This window comes from Peribacillus sp. NPDC058075, from assembly GCF_042885195.1.
GTDB lineage: Bacteria > Bacillota > Bacilli > Bacillales > DSM-1321 > Peribacillus.
The window spans coordinates 295,984-313,571 of record NZ_JBHVSL010000003.1; the positions used below are offsets into that span (position 1 = coordinate 295,984).

General features: G+C 38.4%; 20 protein-coding genes. 4 read left to right on the forward strand and 16 right to left on the reverse strand.

The genetic code is table 11. The annotated features are described in order from the left end of the window. The first annotated feature begins 112 nt into the window (after positions 1 to 112). Together ACFVS1_RS22175 and ACFVS1_RS22180 are read left to right on the forward strand one after the other, a co-directional pair. A complete protein-coding gene (locus tag ACFVS1_RS22175; RefSeq protein WP_387550494.1) occupies positions 113 to 1,075 on the forward strand; it encodes a bile acid:sodium symporter family protein in 963 nt (320 codons plus the stop codon). Between the two features lie 279 nt (positions 1,076 to 1,354). Beyond that, positions 1,355 to 2,611, forward strand: a complete 1,257-nt coding sequence (locus ACFVS1_RS22180) for a DUF445 domain-containing protein (protein WP_387550496.1) — start codon at positions 1,355 to 1,357, stop codon at positions 2,609 to 2,611. A 437-nt stretch (positions 2,612 to 3,048) separates the two neighbouring features. Here ACFVS1_RS22180 and ACFVS1_RS22185 read toward each other — a convergent pair whose 3' ends face one another. The 16 genes from ACFVS1_RS22185 to ACFVS1_RS22260 all read right to left on the reverse strand — a co-directional run bounded on the left by ACFVS1_RS22185 (position 3,049) and on the right by ACFVS1_RS22260 (position 14,536). After that, on the reverse strand, positions 3,049 to 3,240 hold the full coding sequence (locus ACFVS1_RS22185) for a hypothetical protein (RefSeq protein WP_352925165.1): 192 nt from the start codon (positions 3,238 to 3,240) through the stop codon (positions 3,049 to 3,051). 144 nt (positions 3,241 to 3,384) lie between these two features. Next, a complete protein-coding gene (locus tag ACFVS1_RS22190) occupies positions 3,385 to 3,771 on the reverse strand; it encodes a hypothetical protein (RefSeq protein WP_387550499.1) in 387 nt (128 codons plus the stop codon). 24 nt (positions 3,772 to 3,795) lie between these two features. Then, positions 3,796 to 4,074 (reverse strand): hypothetical protein, encoded by a 279-nt coding sequence (locus ACFVS1_RS22195; protein WP_387550502.1) that lies wholly within the window; start codon positions 4,072 to 4,074, stop codon positions 3,796 to 3,798. 52 nt (positions 4,075 to 4,126) lie between these two features. Next, entirely contained in the window at positions 4,127 to 4,555 is a 429-nt protein-coding gene (locus ACFVS1_RS22200) for a hypothetical protein (protein WP_387550505.1), read from the reverse strand. Between the two features lie 109 nt (positions 4,556 to 4,664). Further along, a complete protein-coding gene (locus ACFVS1_RS22205) occupies positions 4,665 to 5,684 on the reverse strand; it encodes an ADP-ribosylglycohydrolase family protein (RefSeq protein ID WP_387550508.1) in 1,020 nt (339 codons plus the stop codon). A gap of 388 nt (positions 5,685 to 6,072) precedes the next feature. After that, the gene (locus ACFVS1_RS22210) at positions 6,073 to 6,312 is read right to left on the reverse strand and encodes a hypothetical protein (protein WP_387550511.1); all 240 of its coding nucleotides are present in this window, start codon (positions 6,310 to 6,312) and stop codon (positions 6,073 to 6,075) included. A 205-nt stretch (positions 6,313 to 6,517) separates the two neighbouring features. Then, positions 6,518 to 6,748: an Imm59 family immunity protein gene (locus tag ACFVS1_RS22215; RefSeq protein WP_387550514.1), complete on the reverse strand. Its 231-nt coding sequence runs from the start codon at positions 6,746 to 6,748 to the stop codon at positions 6,518 to 6,520. 135 nt (positions 6,749 to 6,883) lie between these two features. Continuing rightward, positions 6,884 to 7,318 carry a hypothetical protein gene (locus ACFVS1_RS22220; RefSeq protein WP_387550517.1) on the reverse strand — a complete coding sequence of 145 codons (435 nt, stop codon included), beginning with the start codon at positions 7,316 to 7,318 and terminating at the stop codon, positions 6,884 to 6,886. 16 nt (positions 7,319 to 7,334) lie between these two features. Beyond that, complete coding sequence (locus ACFVS1_RS22225; protein ID WP_387550520.1) at positions 7,335 to 8,240, reverse strand: hypothetical protein; 906 nt, start codon at positions 8,238 to 8,240, stop codon at positions 7,335 to 7,337. Positions 8,241 to 8,418: 178 nt separating this feature from the next. Further along, on the reverse strand, positions 8,419 to 8,718 hold the full coding sequence (locus ACFVS1_RS22230; RefSeq protein ID WP_387550523.1) for a contact-dependent growth inhibition system immunity protein: 300 nt from the start codon (positions 8,716 to 8,718) through the stop codon (positions 8,419 to 8,421). 17 nt (positions 8,719 to 8,735) lie between these two features. Then, positions 8,736 to 9,512, reverse strand: a complete 777-nt coding sequence (locus tag ACFVS1_RS22235) for an RNase A-like domain-containing protein (protein WP_387550526.1) — start codon at positions 9,510 to 9,512, stop codon at positions 8,736 to 8,738. Positions 9,513 to 9,858: 346 nt separating this feature from the next. Further along, the gene (locus ACFVS1_RS22240) at positions 9,859 to 10,245 is read right to left on the reverse strand and encodes a type 2 periplasmic-binding domain-containing protein (protein WP_352925173.1); all 387 of its coding nucleotides are present in this window, start codon (positions 10,243 to 10,245) and stop codon (positions 9,859 to 9,861) included. Between the two features lie 15 nt (positions 10,246 to 10,260). Then, on the reverse strand, positions 10,261 to 12,186 hold the full coding sequence (locus ACFVS1_RS22245; RefSeq protein WP_387550529.1) for a ribonuclease YeeF family protein: 1,926 nt from the start codon (positions 12,184 to 12,186) through the stop codon (positions 10,261 to 10,263). Further along, complete coding sequence (locus tag ACFVS1_RS22250; protein ID WP_352924892.1) at positions 12,183 to 12,473, reverse strand: YwqI/YxiC family protein; 291 nt, start codon at positions 12,471 to 12,473, stop codon at positions 12,183 to 12,185. Before ACFVS1_RS22250 ends, ACFVS1_RS22245 begins: the two co-directional genes overlap by 4 nt. Continuing rightward, complete coding sequence (locus tag ACFVS1_RS22255) at positions 12,473 to 12,898, reverse strand: YwqH-like family protein (protein WP_387550532.1); 426 nt, start codon at positions 12,896 to 12,898, stop codon at positions 12,473 to 12,475. Before ACFVS1_RS22255 ends, ACFVS1_RS22250 begins: the two co-directional genes overlap by 1 nt. A gap of 234 nt (positions 12,899 to 13,132) precedes the next feature. Then, the gene (locus tag ACFVS1_RS22260; protein ID WP_387550535.1) at positions 13,133 to 14,536 is read right to left on the reverse strand and encodes a M28 family peptidase; all 1,404 of its coding nucleotides are present in this window, start codon (positions 14,534 to 14,536) and stop codon (positions 13,133 to 13,135) included. A gap of 271 nt (positions 14,537 to 14,807) precedes the next feature. Between ACFVS1_RS22260 and ACFVS1_RS22265 the strand changes: the two genes are divergently transcribed. Next, on the forward strand, positions 14,808 to 15,956 hold the full coding sequence (locus tag ACFVS1_RS22265; RefSeq protein ID WP_387550538.1) for an iron-containing alcohol dehydrogenase: 1,149 nt from the start codon (positions 14,808 to 14,810) through the stop codon (positions 15,954 to 15,956). Positions 15,957 to 15,968: 12 nt separating this feature from the next. After that, entirely contained in the window at positions 15,969 to 17,585 is a 1,617-nt protein-coding gene (locus tag ACFVS1_RS22270) for a GAF domain-containing sensor histidine kinase (protein ID WP_387550541.1), read from the forward strand. Positions 17,586 to 17,588: the final 3 nt, after the last annotated feature.

Consider the following 17,588-nt stretch of genomic DNA (forward strand, 5'->3'; position numbering starts at 1 on the left):
ACCAAAAAGGCTGATAGAAAACGTATTGATATTTTTTATTGCTCAAAAGGGTTTTAAAAATTCTGAATATAAACTATAATTGTTTTATTTTAAAACATCTAGGAGGGTCACTATGGGAGTAGTAGAGAAAATCAGCGGATTTGCTGGTAAAACGTTTACCTTATGGGTCATTATATTTGCCGTTATTGCGTATATCTTACCTAATCATTTTATATGGATTGGAGCCTATATTGTTCCATTATTAGGAATTGTCATGTTTGGCATGGGCCTTACATTATCAGCATCGGATTTTAAAGAAGTTTTCCGACGTCCGAAAGAAGTGGCACTAGGACATTTTATCATTATGCCCTTATTGGCATTTGTATTAGCAATAGGGTTCGATTTGCCCAAAGAAGTGGCCGTTGGTGTTATTTTGGTTGGATGCTGCCCTAGTGGAACAGCTTCAAATGTCATGGTGTTTCTTGCGAGAGGAAATGTTGCGCTTGCAGTTGCCATTGCTTCTGTTTCCACTATTCTAGCGCCTATCGTAACTCCCCTGCTTATTCTGCTCTTGGCAAGTAAATGGGTCAATATCAGTATTGGGTCATTATTCATTTCGATCATTCAAGTGGTGATCATCCCACTGCTGCTTGGATTCATTGTTAAAAAGTTTTTCGGCAAACAAGCAGAGGCCGGTGCAAAGGCTTTACCTCTAGTATCTGTCATTTCCATCGTTCTGATCGTATCTGCCGTAGTAGCTGGCAGCCAGGCGCAGCTGGCTAAAACAGGTTTGCTGATTTTTGCAGTCGTCGTTCTTCATAATGTTCTTGGTTTTCTTCTCGGCTTTTTCTTTGCTCGTTTATGCGGGATGGATTTAGCGAAACAGAAAGCTGTCGCAATGGAGGTTGGTATGCAGAACTCTGGATTAGGTGTAGCGATAGCAACAGCCCACTTCTCGCCTTTGGCCGCTGTTCCTAGCGCCATCTTCAGTGTTTGGCATAATATATCAGGCTCCGTTCTGGCCTTTATTTTCAGTCGTATGAAAGATAAAAAAAATGCAGGGACAAATAATTCGATAAAAACAGACGCATCATAATAGGTTCAACAAATAATCCGGAAAGCTTTTTGACTCCTTAATTAAATTAGTGAATTGAGCCGATTGAATGAATCGGCTTTTTTTATGCATTAACCATCTGAATATGGAACATTCAAGGGAACATAACAAATATTCAATGCCCAAAATTAATGAACTTACTGCCTTGTTGTGGTTATTTTTTTGAACTACCTGCTATACTACTAGATGAAAGTAAGTTATAAAATTTACTAATGATTCGGGTTATAGTAATTGACTATCATTTAAGGATGAGGGAATATAATGTCACCAAAAATAAAATCTTCAAGAAAAATAGCTAGATATTCACTAATTATCATGGGGGCGGGTTATATTGCAACCACTCCATTTCAAGGTTCATTGGCTTTAGATTTATTACATGGAGGGTTTGAGGCTGGTTTAGTCGGCGGATTGGCAGATTGGTTTGCAGTCACTGCATTATTCCGCCATCCGCTTGGATTACCAATCCCCCATACAGCGCTGTTGCCCAACAATCGTAAAAGAATGACAAATGCACTTGTTTCGATGTTAAAAAACGACTGGCTTTCTAAGGAAAGTATTCAGGACAAAGTAAAACATATTCCTTTTACTGAAAAATTGATCCCTATTTTAGTAAAAGAGATTCAAAGTGATACGTTTAGAAAAGTCCTGATTAAACTAATCAAGCAAATGATTGGTTATATAGATATAGAAAAGATTACACCTTTCGTTGCAAAAAAAATGAAAGCATCACTTTCTAACGTAGACATGAGCAAGATTCTACATTTAGTAACTTCACAGTTACTTAACGAAGAGTTTGATAAGAAGGCTTTGGATCATGTTTTGAAAAAAGCAGAAGATTGGTTAGGAAAAAAACAAACCAGTCACCGACTTGGCACTGTTTCCATGGATGTACTAAGCAAGATTGAACTGGAAGGTATGCTTCAGTTTGCCGTTAAATCCATTCAAAGCCTACTTAACGAAGAGAAACTTGGGAATATCATACAAAACCTGTTATTAAGTGTCGTAAGTAATTTACAAAACGAGAAAGAACCAAATAGAGAGGCTTTAATCTTATATATCAGGAAAGAGATACAAGGCATTAACCATAACCCGGAACTGTTAGAAGGAGTTGAAAAATGGAAAAATCAACTTCTGACAAAATGGGAGCCTGAGGCGACAATAAAGGGAAGTCTACAACAAATTCAACAAGAAGCATTGGATTTCGTCGAAGATGAACATTTCATGGATACTTATCTTACTCCAATGATTCAGCACGTACTGGACAATATAAAAGAAAATAGCACGCACATCGATAATTGGATACAGAAACAAATTACTGTTCTCATTGAAAATAATCATACGCATATCGGCAATCTTGTACAAGAAAATTTAGATAAGCTAGATAACGAAACGCTGATTGATATGATGGAAAATGGTGTAGGAAAAGATTTACAATGGATTCGTGTGAACGGAGCGGTCTGCGGTTTTATAATAGGGCTTATCCTAACAGGTGCACAGGCTCTGCTTAAGTTGTTATAATTCAGGCAACTTCGGCCGGTTTGGTAACTGCAGTATACTGTTGTTACCAAATCAACTGGTGCTGATTCGTTACCATTAGTATGCCGTTAATATGCAGGGCCCTCTTTTTTTAAGGCTGTTTTTGCATACTTTGTTGCTATTTACCAAATAATGCGGTGTGGTTGATTTCCCCTCCAGATGCTCGCTTTCCACGGGGCGGGCGGTGAGCCTCCGGCGTGAACGCCTGTGGGGTCTCACCTGTCCCGCTGCTCCCGCAGGAGTCTCGCACTTCCGCTCCAATCAACCTTAAATCGTTTCGTTTTAAAAACAACAATCTTTACGAAAAGAGCCTTTTTTAAACATAAAGCTAGCCAAGGTTTTCAAGAAACACCTTGGCTAGCTTTTCTTTTTGTACAACATATTCATCAAAGCCCCACTTAAAGCAGGGCTTCAATTGACTAAGGCTTGAATTGCTGATCACTAAGCCAGCCATCCATATGATCTAAATTAAAAATCAGCAAATTATCAATGGGTCTGAGATGGGGGATCTTTTTATTTAATATTAGATCATTGATTTCCTCTTCGGTAATTGGATAATTTACCGACTCAAGGTAAATCATTAAACTTTTTATACCATAGGCTTTCCTCATTTAATCACCTCCCACCAAATTCTCCTTATACAACATAAAGAAAACTTAGTGCTAGATATTAAATGAAAGACCGCTCAATACTTTATACCCACTTATTGAAGGAATAATCGCTTTTACTTTATGTAGGCGCTTTAAATGAGGAAATTAATCTAACGAATAGGGCACTCTCTCTTCGATTATCTCCACTTCGTCCCATTCCACAGATTTGGAGTACATATATTTATCTGTTCGTTCAAACCCCATCTTTTTAGCAAGTTCAGTGTTTGTTGTAACCAACAATACTTTACCAGTTTTTCTTTCTTCTGATGCTGGAAACAGCTCTTCCTTATATTTTGCCCTTGAATTTATCTTAAATAAATTTTCTACCTCTTCTACAGAAACATTTTTTATATAGATATTTTCATCTAAATATTTGAAGTCTTGAGATAGATCAGCTTTTTTATGACTTATTAACCTTATAGACTTATCTTCCAGTAGACTAAAACTATACTCGCTACCATTATGCATTGCATACTTTCCTTTTCTTATCATAGGTTCCTCCATTTTCAAAATTTATCAAGTATTCAATATTTCTTTATGTAATTTTTCAGCTTTATGTAATTCTTCTAATAATGGATTTTGATAGTTACTATAACTATCCGTATAAGCCCTTATGCCACCAATTATATTTAATTCTCTTATATCTTTATTATTCTCCATTACATCCAATGCATTCTTATATCTTTTATATATAAGTTGTAAAACGCCGTTAGTAATTTCATTATAATAATCATTTTCAAGATTATTTATTACAACTTTTATTTGATTGATTAACTGCTTTTTCTTATTATCCATTTTATTCTCCTATATAGTGCAACAAATAATAATTGCGTTTGAAATTAGGAAATTAATCTAATGAATAAGGTTTCCTCTCTTCAATTAACTCCACTTCATCCCGTTCCACAGATTTGGAGTACATATATTTATCTGTTCGTTCAAACCCCATCTTTTTAGCAAGTTCAGTGTTTGTTGTAACCAACAATACTTTACCAGTTTTTCTTTCTTCTGATGCTGGAAACAGCTCTTCCTTATATACAGCATAGGGATTAATAGAATATAATTCTTTAACTTCATTTACGCCTACTATTTTCGTGTAAATATTATTTTTATAATAAGTAAAGCCATTGCCCATATCTTTTTTATCATTGCTTATTAATTCAATAGCTCCCACTGTATCAGATTCTATGAATCTATACTCTTTCCCATTATAGATCGTATACTCACCTTTTCTTATCATTTTTCCACTCACTCCATTATTTAATTTTCCATCACCCAAATTCAAACTGCTTCCCGTTTAACATAGCATAAACTGGATTCTGGTCATAACCCCCCCCCCTATAATGGATTTTATAGGGGGTTTTTTATGTTTATATGGGTGATTTACATCAATCTCCATACTCTTCTTTAATTGCTTTATCTGCACAAAAACTATGGAATTGCTCGATTAACTTATCAATATCTTCTTTTCTTATAATTTTCTCAAGCCATTCTTTAGAAATGTCGTCCATTTTATAGTACATACCTGCCATTGTTCCTGTTATGGCACCTACTGTATCCGTATCATCCCCTAGATTCACTGCTTTTAAAACGGCTTCGCTAAATGAATCTGAATTTCCTAAGCACCAAATGGCTGCTTCTAACGTATGAACGACATAACCATCTGACTGAATTTCTTCTTGTGGTAATGAAAAGAAATCTTCCTCAAAAATCCTTGAATAGGATTGCAGCTCTTTTTGGTATATATGATCTTTATCAAAATTCTCATCAAAAAGTTCTTTTACTTCCCTTTTTGAAACTTCAGGAGAATTATTATAATAAAGTCTAAGTAAAAACTCGACATAAATAATGGAACCTATCACAGAACGCGGATGTGCATGTGTTACTTCCGTATATTTTTTAATGGTTTGGATTTTTTCAATGAAATTAAAGTTATTAAAGAGGATAAATGCTACTGGAGCGATCCTCATCAACGCCCCATTCCCATTATCAAACATGGCGTTTCCACCACATTCCGACGCTGGCGTTCCATTTTTAAACTTGATTATGGCTTCACTGGTCGTTCTTCCAATATCAAACATTTCATGATGTGGTGTCCAATAGCCAGATTCCATATATTCGAATTTTTGCATTAACTCAGCTGATTCGCTTTCTTCAATTAAGTTTTCAATTAAACATAAAGTTAATGAAGTATCGTCCGACCAAGTGCCTGGCGGCTGATTATACGTTCCATATCCCGTTATATCATTAATAGCAAAAGTCCCTCTTTTTTTAAATTCAACTGGAACACCAAGCAAGTCTCCAACAATACCGCCATACAGACTTGGTAACATTCTTTTTTTTAGATTAAATCTCAAAAAACTTTTACTATCGTCTTCCCATCTGTCTACCATTCTTCTGCTTGTCATTCATTCCACCTACTTTTTGTTTAAGTACCATTTCTCAGTACCTTGCTTAACATATGTCCTACTTGATTGATTAAATTAATACTTTGTTTTTATGTATGCTAACACCTATACTACAACCACTATAATATCTTTCCATTTAAATACAAGAGCAAAATCAGTTCGTATTTCCAAATTACCTGCTAACCATCGTAGGTATCATACAAAGATTTAAAACTGTCCATTTTAATAAAAAACCTCGAATGGCTTTAGCCAATCAAGGTTTCATTTTATTCTAGAGAAATACGGATTACTTTTTCGATAATCTTAACTATTACCACGGCATGCAATGGTTTTGGTGCTTTGGATAAGTAGTCTGGTTTTCAAATCAATTGGATTATCTCTAATAATTCTACTTCCCTATTTTCCCCATCGTTATCATATATAAAAATTTGAAAATTCGATCCTCGTTACCCTTTTCGATAATTGAAGAGTTTTGTCTTTCATCCACGTCATACAATATCCAACTTCCATCTTCAAAGTAACAACCTGTTGAAAATGGTACATTAGTTGCTCTTCCAATAACAATATTAAATTCTTGCAAATCTATACCTAACTCATTTATTTTATTTTCATATTCATTTCGTGTCATTTTACCACTACCCCATTGGACAAATTCCGCATCTTGACCATTATAATTATTAAAAAATTTCAAGCATTTGAAAGTGCGGTAAAACAATTGAAGAAACTTCTATACGGGTTCCTTAGGTAGGTGTTTAGGTTTGAAAGCTGTTTATATTCAGCACTGGGTAAACTCTCTTAAACGATCATTAGCTATTCTTGGAGACTAAAACAATTTATTCTTTTCTTAATCTTTTTATAAAGTTATCTAAAGCATCACTTTCATTATTGAATTTTGTAATAGAACCTGTAACCACGCTAGCCCTTTCATCAGTTACATATACTACCCATTGATCACTATCAACTCTAATTCCTACCTCATTTTCTCTTTGTAGCTGTTCATTAAACCAATTGTAACGTTTTATTTTCTTTTGCCTTATTATTTCTTTCGCTTCCAGTTGTGTCATTTGTTTATTCTCCTTTAATATAAAAATATATATAAATATCTTTTGATATTTTTCCATCCCATTTCATAAAAAAACCTTGAATGGCTTTAGCCACTCAAGGTTTTATTTTATTCTATCAAGATTCGGTTTCATGTATCATTTTTTATAACTGATCCAGATCTCTACTTGTCCACTTTTCTTATCTTCAAATGAAGTGACTTCTCCCCAAGTTCTATTATAAATTAATGAGTCTCCTTTTTTAATATCTGGTTTAAGTAATATCTCTTCTACCCATTTATCATGTATCTCTTTCTTTTTTTTAGCTTTATAATTAGCCCAATTATTATAAGTATTTTTCAAATTTTCATCAGCATTCTCGAGTTCAATACGAGAAACTCTATCATTTTGAAAGTTAACCACAACCCAAAAATAAATTCCATCTAACATAATTGCGTCCTTAAAAACAAACATATTATTAGATATATCGCTTGATAGTAGTTCATTTTGAAAATTTATACAAAAATCCTGTTTATTTGTATTTCCATTAAGTATTTTTCCTTTCACTAAAATATCACCATTTAATCCATTCAAATTAAAAACCTCATTTTCATTTAATAGAATTCATTATTTTACTATATTCTTCAAAGGAGATTTCAGAATTATTTAGAATAATTTCTTCATTTTTTAATCTCCTTATATAGTTATTGTGTAATAATTCATTGAAGTCGGCCATAAAAATTTGTTCCATACCACCTTTTCCAAATTGAGGATTATTTTTAGCTATACCATTCCCCCCTATAATATCAACATTTAGTTCATAAGCTCCCATTTTGTTTCTATAAATCGCCTTTTGCATTCCCTTTTCCCAATAGGGTTTAACCTGTAGTCCTTCAAATATGGTTTTCGAATTATTTCCAGCGTTTAGGATAGCTTCTTTTGTAGTAAAGTATCCTGTTGGGTAAGGCTCTCCAGCATAAAAAATATCCCCTTTTTTATACAGTTTATCTACATAATCATCAACACCAACATACGGATATGAGCCCTGCCAATTTTGAGCAACTTTTGAGGGACTATAATCTTTTACCATTCTCCTTAATTTTGGAGTGTTAATTTCTTTATGTAATTCTGCTGTTGTCATCTTTCCAAATTTATTGTATAAATATTCTAATCTATCTGCATATTTTCCTCTTTGCACACTTTTAATAGCCCCAGTTCCCTTAACATCCGCACCCTTACCACCACCACCACTCTTCACCGCAAACTTCTGTACTATATCCTTAATAGTCGTTTTATCAAAAGTGACATGCTTGTAGTTGTTTCCATACGCCGTGGCTACCTCTTCGACCCTGATACGAAGAGGTACTTCCACATTACCAATTTGCCGGCCGAATGCTTTTGCGTACTGAACCTGCTTTTGCGCAAATTCCTTGCTGTAAGGGACGAACTTTGTACCACTCGCTACTTTATCTGCGACCTTGGCAGCACCTGCCACACCGCCGATTCCGAGTGCCATCAACAGGCCGTTCTGGCGCTGTTCCTCGGTTAGCTGGTTGCCGAACATGTCTTTGCCGGTGACGGCTTCGGTTTTCTGGAGGAGGCTAAAGTCCTTCAATTATTTATAATAAAAGGACCCTAACAACTTATGTTAAGGTCCTTTTATTTTCCACCCAAAGTTTTCTAGGAAAAAAATTCTATTTTGAGTTCACAGCTTCTTTTATTTGTTCTACGACTTTATTAAGCCACTGTATAGGAGTTAATCCAATTGCAGGAAAATAAATTTCAGCATTAGTTCGAATATAGTTTTCCTTTTCTTGTTTTGTTCTATTACTAGTTAAAAATTCGTCACAATACTTTACCGTAAAAAGCAAACACTCTTTATTAGCTTCGTTTATAAACTCATCTAATGCTTGTTCAGGCGAACTAATATCCTGGTGGAATGTTCCACCTAAAAAATCTTCTAACTCTTCTAAGTAATCATAACTTTCATCCATTTAAATTCCTCGCTTCTTTATTTTTCTGGATATCCTGTTAGTATAAAATTGCCGTTTAAATCCTTTTTAAGTACAATTTTTGCGTTTGTAACATTCTCTGCAACTTCGGAGTTTCTTGATACACTTCTACCAATTATCTCTCCATCACCCTTGTATCTTAATGGTAATGTAGGTCTACTATTAGGGTCAGAAAGCCATTTTTGTATTTTCTTAATATTTTTGGGATTGTTTAAGACAGTATAAGCAACTTTCTCAGCTGTTGCCCTATCTATAAAAGTAGAAGAACCAGTAATTCTTGGATTATTTCTTATTCTTTCTAATAATTCTTCATCAGTTTTCCCAACATGTCTTTCAATCAAATGCCCACCTCTTGACTCATGTATAGCCAGTCCACCACCAGGTGCAAGAGAACTCTTATCTCCTGATTTAACATGATCTATGCCCCTAGAAATCTTCTCTCCTGAAACACCCTCTACTTTGCTATACTTCACAGTGAATGTCTGATAGGTTTCCTTAATTGTCTGCTTTTCCATCATAAATTGGCGAAGGGTTGGTCCTCCTGCGAGGGATACTTGTTCCATACTTATCCGTTTAGGGATTTCTTTTTTACCTATTGCTTCACCTATATTTTTTAACGTGGTTTTTCCTGATCTCGCTATGCCTGTTATTGTAGCTTTTGCGTACTGAACTTGCTTTTGCGCAAATTCCTTACTGTAAGGGACGAACTTTGTTCCACTTGCTACTTTATCTGCGACCTTTGCCGCACCAGCCACACCGCCGATTCCAAGTGCCATCAACAGCCCGTTCTGGCGCTGTTCCTCGGTCAGTTGATGGCCGAACATGTCTTTGCCTGTGGCGGTGAGGAGCCCGTATATCCCCTATTCGGTTTTCTGAAGGAGGCTATAATCCTTCAGTCATTATTATAAAAGGACCTTAACAACTTATGTTAAGGTCCTTTTACTCCATCTAATTCGTTTCTAGTAACCATTCTCGCGTCATAGTTAATGCCAAATAAAATAATCTGATAAACCCACTTTAGGTTCATTTGTATCACGTTCGATTAATTCTTATTTTTTTAATTTGAATACACTTAGACCTTCTGCATCACTACGAAAGATTTCTTGATTGTTTCATTTTTGTTTAATCTAACGAAAACGGTTTTCGCTCTTCTATTATTTCAACTTCATCTAAATTAACATTTTTAGAATAAAGATATTTATCAGTACGTTCAAATCCATACTTTTCGGCCAGTTTTAAATGAGGAGTTGATAGAAGAACTTTTCCATTCTCGCCATTAGAAGCTCCAAACAACTCTCCTTTATATTTTGCAAAAGAATGAATTAAGTATAGCTTTTCTACTTCATTTAAGGAAATAACTTTTGTATAAATATTATCTTTATAATGGATAAATCCATAAATAATATCTTCCTTATTATTGCTTATTAATTCTATAAAGCCTTCTCTTTCAGATTCAATAAACCTATACTCTTTCCCATTATAGATAGTATGCTCACCTTTTTTTATCATGGTAATCCTCCAACCTTAACTCACTATTTCCTTAACAAATTTCTGTTCTATTTGATTATATGTTCCAACTAAAGTTTCTTTTCCTTCAATAACTTGGTAAAGTTCTGCTCCATGCTTTGGAGGATAATAATTATCAAATCTAAACTCCGGTACAACTGTATCATTTCTAGACGCAGTAAAACCATTTAGTGTACATGGTGGAGCATCTTCATTAGTACCTCCAAATCTTTTACCATATGGCACATATATTGAATCCACTTCATTTGTCATAAATTTTATTACTCCGTAGGTACTTCCTCCTTCTGGAAATGGTCTTTTCCCATTCCAATCCGTATAATCTAGCCTCAAACTTTCAACGAAATCGTCATAAAGCTTTATATCATGTACATCTTCGGCTTTTGCAACGTAGCCTCCAATTTCAGAATATGTGCCATCTAAGTATTTTTCTATATCCTGACCTGGAATGGTTTTTTGTAAAATAGTTTTCCTTGTAATAGGTGGAACAGCTTCTCTAATTGTTTTTAATTTTTCTACTTCCAAATCGGTTAACTCATCATGAGATTTTAATTTTAATTCTTTAAATTCTGAAGAGGTCATACCTACATTCTTGAGTACATCATCTATTTTACTATTAAAGCCTTGTAAGTCCTTTAATTTTTTTGAGTCAAATTGGGTTTTAACTTTTCTACCGTTAGTTGTTTGTTCACTAATATTTTTAAGCTGTCGACTATCCACATACTTAGCCGCACCTGCCACACCACCGATTCCGAGTGCCATCAACAGGCCGTTCTGGCGCTGTTCCTCGGTCAGTTGATGGCCGAACATGTCTTTGCCGGTGACTGCTTCACCGAGGCCGTTGGCTGCGAGGAGCCCATATATCCCGTATTCAGTTTTCTGGAGGAGGCTAAAGCCTTTTGTCGTTTTATAGGCATCGAGCGCGTGGTTCGCTGCGTTGAGTCCTTTGGCCGTTTTGTAGATGGCGCTGCCGCCCTTGATGGCCCGGCCGGCCCAGCCGAAAACGGGGATGAATCCAGCGGCCGCCATGGCGCCGGCTGCGATTCGTTCGGCATCGGACAGCTTGCGGCCGGTTACTGGATCGACTCCTGTTGAGGCCCTGATTGAATCATAATATCCCGTGAATTCCCCTGTTAAGGTTTTTGTCGTATCCCAGGCTTTTTCGTACCATGGGCGGTTTTCGAGTTCTTCCATTTCACGTTCGATTTTCAGGGCTTCGGCTTGCTGCTTTTTGAAGGTTTGATAGTCTTTCATCTGACCGGCGACTTCATCCTTCACTTGATAGACGTCACTATTTTTGAATGCCGTTTGGTTGAAGGTCATCGGCGAAACGTTGCCGTCCTGTTTGGTGGCATCAAGCAAGGCACGGAAAAGGCCAACGGCCACGTTCTCCTGCCCGATGGACACATCATATTCTTCGACCAATTGCCGGTCGACATTCTCGACCTTTGTCACGGTGTCATCCAGCCTGTGCCCGGCCAGCGTGATTTTTTCATTAAAGTCTTTTTGGTCGAACCTATCAAGAGGCAGGATATCGTCAATGCTGTTCAAGATCCTTTGGAGATCGTTCGCTTGTTCATCGACAAGCGACTTCGCTTGGTTGATTCCGTTTGAGACTTCGCCATCTAAAAAGGGAACCTCGACCACCGTATTTCCGGAGAGATCCGCCTCTTCCAAGGTGGCCGGTATGCCTTCCAAAAAACTGATTTGGGTCGTGAATAGTTCCATCCAGGCATCCGCCACTTCGATTTGTGCTTCATAGAAGCTTTTGATGGCGGCAGCACCGGCTCCTTGAAACTCGTTATCCAGGCCGACGATGCCCTGAAATTCTTTCTTCAGGGCTGTGACTTCCTTCTTTAGTTCTTCATATTGCTTGGCGCGCGACTTGGTAGCGGCCGTCAATGTCTCGGCTTCATATATCTTCATCGCGTTGGATACCCATGTGAAGACGCTTGGGCGATGGCTTCATCCTGCTCTTTTAATAAGTCAATGTTGGCACGGGTATCTTCCACATTTTTCTGGACGATTTTGATATATTGCTCGAAGACCTTCTCCAGGTTCGTTTCCCGGTCGATCCATTTCGAGGTGAATTCCAATTTATTGTTGCCAAGCTCGCCTGCCGGCAAATTTCCAAGCGTGACTGTACCAAGTGCCGTCTTCACCTGATCGACTTGCTTCGTTACGGCGGGATGATTCAGTTTGATTGTCGTCATTAAAACAACCACCCTTTTAAATATGATATTTTTCTTTCCAATTGATCGATGACGGCTTCCCCTTTACCTAAAAGAACATCCGCTTCATGTGCTATCGTACCCGCTGCACTTAGAGCCTTTTTCTCTATATTAAGCAGCATGATTTTACCGTCGATTTTCTCTTGATAGTCGTCATAATCATCATGAATGATCGTTGACATTGCCTTGTATGCATCACTGCGGGCATCTTGAAAGTCTTCTGCACGGTTTCCCGTCCAGCTTTTACCCAGGTCCGGATTTTTAATTTTAGCAACTTCCCCCAGACATGCATTCTGTTCTTCTTTGATTTGTCTTTTTGCCTGCTCCAAACGATTGATTTTTTCATTAACATCGGACATTTTGCTGGAGAGGGCTGAGTGAATTTCACTCAATGAATTTGCATACACTTAAAAAATCACCTCAAACATACTGATCTCATTATGTAGACTGTCATATTTTTCATAATTTTCATTATAAGGATTATAGTATTAGAGTTAAATAGGGATAAATAAGCTATTTATGCTAGGTATTCAGGGAATCCTTCCCATAGGCACCATTTCCGAAATAGACTTATTACCCCTCTTTTTCCATTTTTAACATAAAAAGAGGGTGCAAGCTGCACCCTCTAAATATTTACTGCATTATTTGAATTCCTTTTCGTCAAATAAATGTGGAACTTTCACCTTTTTCCCTTTTTTATGATTAAGATCAGGTTTTTTGGCTTCGATTTTAGCTTGGTCATAAACGGCCGTGCCGACAATTTCAGCAACATCCTGAAGCTTTTCTTTTGAGATTTTATCAATGGTATCATCTGGTGTATGATACCAAGGTTCTGATGGACTGTGGATGAATAAAGCAGCGGGAATTCCAGCCTCAGCAAAGGATACATGGTCACTTCTCCCGCCTTGTCCATATGGAGTCGGCTCACCATTCAGTCTTGTACTTGATGCCTGGGCAAGCTCGGTTACAAGGTTCATTTCTCCATCATTAGTCAAAATGACCAAATCTCCGGCATCCCTGCTTCCCACCATATCGAGATTGAAGTTGGCAATGGTCCGCTTGATATCATCATCAGGGAGATTGCTCACATAATGCTCTGAACCCAGCAATCCATTTTCCTCTGCCCCAAAGGTGACGAAGCGAATTTCCGTGTCTGTAGGAAGATTCTTCAGAACACGTGCAAGTTCAAGGGTGACGGATGTTCCTGATGCATCATCATTCGCTCCGGGTGCTCCCGCGACGGAATCATGATGTCCAGTAATGTAAATGATATCGCTCTTTTTTGCTTTATTGTTCTTTGTTGCTTTTTTCGTTGCCACTACATTATAAGAGGTTTTTTCTCCAGAATAAGCTCCTTCGATTTTTAATGAGGCTGTCAATTTGACTTCAGCATTCAGTTTTTCCAGAAGGGCTTCTCCATCCTTTTTGGTGATCGTGACGGATGGAATATATTTGTCATTAGCCCCTCCGAGTGTCCCATTTAATTCCCCATCAGCATTATTGAACAGGATGACACCCAATGCTCCTTTTTCTGCTGCATTCAATACTTTCTCTGCAAAAGTGAGGCTGCCTCTTTGTATAAGGGCAATCTTCCCTGCAACGTCGGTTTCCTCAAGGTCTTCTTTCGTTCCTAAACCGGCATATACCACTTCACCGGATAGGTCCCCATTAACTGAATAGGTTAAATTATTCGCTTTGATTTCGCCATCAACTCCGGCAACAGACAGCTCGACCAGATTTGGGTCTGTATAAGATAAAAAATTGAACTCTTCAATATCGGCTTTATAGCCATAAGATTGGAATTGCTTTTTGATGAATTGGACGGCTTTATACTCAGAATCCGTACCGGCCACCCGAGGTGTTTGTGAGAGGTATTCAATATTCTTGTAGATTTTATCGGCATCGATTCTTTTAATGACTTGCTTGTCCGTGGATGGCGCTGATAACACCGGCGATGAATGTGGCGCTGATAATGCGGTGGTTGCCCCGGCTGTCCCGAGTGTCAATGCTGCGATTAATGTTACCGACATAAATTGTTTTTTCATAGATTGCCTCCCAGTTTAATAGATTCCTCCATAATTTTACAATATATAAAAAATACGAACTAGGTAGGTTTATCCCTATTTATGCATGTCTAAAGTACCGAATTTACAAATTAAAGAAATGAATAGGAGGTTTGGCACGCGCCAAAAGTTCTCCCCCAATCGATATTTTGTCATATTATATAAAAATACCTGTAATCCAAACAGGATTTCCGCTCTTTTTCGGGAAAATAATACAGAAGAGATAGAATTTCTACAGGAAGAAGGCGCAAAGATGTCGATAACAAAATTTGTGATGCCGGAAGTGATTTTTGGAAAAGGTTCGATTGAACAAGCTGGCGAGGCATGCTTGCGGCTAGGTGCCAAAAAGGCGCTGATAGTAAGCGACTCCGGGGTGGCCAATGCTGGCTGGTTAGATAAAGTCATTACATCCTGCCAAGATGCAGGCCTTGCTTTTGCTACCTTCATTGAAATGACGACCAATCCGAAGGACAGGGAGATCGAGGCCGGCTGTTTGGCATTTAAAGAACAAGAATGTGATGCCATCATCGGGTTGGGTGGAGGCAGTGCTTTGGATGTCGCCAAAGGGGTTGCCCTTTTAGTAACGAATGGCGGCATCATCAGTGATTATGAAGGGGTTGATAAAGTCCACTCTCCCCTCCCGCCCATGGTGATGATCATGACCACTGCAGGATCGGGTTCGGAAGTATCTCAGTTTTCGGTGATCGTCGATTCATTCCGCGAGAAAAAAATGACGATCATTTCAAAATCACTCGTCCCCGATATTGCAATAGTCGACCCTGGTACCTTAACCACCTTGGGACCGGATTTGACAGCAGCTACGGGAATGGATGTTTTAACCCACGCCATCGAATCCTATGTTTCAATCGCTGCGACACCTTTGACAGATGTACAAGCCAAAAACGCTCTTTCCATCGTTTCCCGCCACTTACGCCCCTCTGTTGCATCCAGGCATAATGAGGAAGCAAAAAAAGCGATGGCGATGGCGAGCCTTCAAGCTGGACTCGCCTTTTCCAATGCCATTTTGGGAGCTGCCCATGCCATTTCACATGCCCTAGGCGGCAAGTACCTCCTTCCGCATGGTGAAATCAATGCGATACTCCTTCCCCATGTCATGTATTTCAATCGAATTGCCTCACCAAGGCGATTCAGCGAGATTGCCGACATCATGGGCATCGATACACGGGCATTGACCGAGCAGGAAGCAGGAATGGCAGCCATTAGCTTCGTAAGGGAATTATCACAGGATATAGGGGCTCCCAAAAGTTTAAGTGATGTCGGCATTACGAAAGAAATGATAGATCCCATTGGGATGACCGCTCTTGAGGATGCCTGCATGATCACGAATCCTCGTGATATGTCATTAGAACAGATTAATCATCTGCTTCTTACTGCCCTTTAAGAGGTGAAACGCATGAACAAACTTGAATTGATAGATTTAATGACAGGTGTGAAATCTGCAAAGAAAACGTATTACACGGAACTTAAGAAAACCGTGGATCAGCTGAAGAAGAAGAATATGCAGCTTGAAATCATGAATGACATCACAAAAAATATGAATATGGACATCGACATCCAAGAGATTCTTCGAAATGTTATTGCAAAACTTAAACAGCTCATTACCTTCGATGACAGTCATTTTGTCATATTGCATGAGGAAGAACCTGCCCTGCTTCACATCTCCCCTAATGGGCACTGCGAACTTGAAATGGATCCCAAAAACTTGTTACATCGTTTTCAGGATTTCTCATTGGCCTTGAAGGAAAAGCAGCCGATTCAGGTGGAAGTTAACCAGTTACCGGACTTGCCGGAAAAGGAACGTCTATTATCCCTTGAGATCGAATCACTTCTATTAGTCCCTTTATACGGAAAAAGTAAAAAAATCGGAATCTGGACGTTCGGCAGGAAGAAAAAGAACACATGGCTTGAAGATGAACTCGAATTTCTTGAGCAACTATCCAACCAGCTTGCATTAACTTTGGAGAATGCCCAGCTTTATAAGGAAGTTCTTCATTCCAAACAGGAATGGGAGGATACATTCAAGGCAGTTGAAGACATGATCCTCGTCTTTGATCACAAAGGAACGGTCTATCAATCCAATGATTCAGCCAGGGACTTCTCCGACCTGCTTGCTTTAATTGAAAAATCCCAATCTCTGATTCAAGATACCTTTACGTGTAATAAGCCAGGGTTTCAGGAAATTCTCCTTCAGCATGATACCATTTTGGAAATGCATGCCTACCCGATTCAGAATAAGGAGCATCAAGTATATGGGGTCATTGCTTATTATAAAAACGTCACCGAAAGAAGACAGATGGAAGTCCAGCTATTGCATGCCGGGAAACTTGGGGCGATTGGTGAAATAGCAGCAGGGATTGCCCATGAATTGAATAGCCCATTAACGGCCATTCTTGGTAACTCGCAAATTTTATTACGGAAAACCCCACAGGACAATCTGGATTATATGCTATTGGATGATATCAAGATTTGCGGAGATCGATGCAGGCAAATAGTGAAAAGCCTGCTTACCTTTTCAAGGCAGGATGAGTATAGATTCCACTATTACTCTATTAATGAAGCCATTCACCAGGTCCTGAACCTATTGAAGTTCCAACTTGGGAAGAAGCAGATTTCCCTCCATCTTACCCTTCAGGAAGACCTTCCTTTCATTAAGGGCAGCCAGCCGCAGATCGAACAAATCATCATCAACTTGCTATTGAATGCCAAGGACGCATTGGATGAGTCCGGCCAAACGGAAAAAGCGATTGCAATAACTACCTATACAGAAAACAAGTTCATGGTGGTTCAGGTGACTGATAACGGAACGGGGATTGAAAAAGAACGCCTGCCCTTCATATTCCATCCCTTTCATACGACTAAAGACCGTGAAAAAGGTACGGGTTTGGGGCTGTCTGTAAGCCTCGGCATCGCCAAAGACCATGGCGGAAGGATCGACGTTTTGAGCACACCAGGGCAAGGAAGCACTTTTTTCCTGAGGCTTCCCTTACAAGCAGACGAAGAAAGGGGATGATAA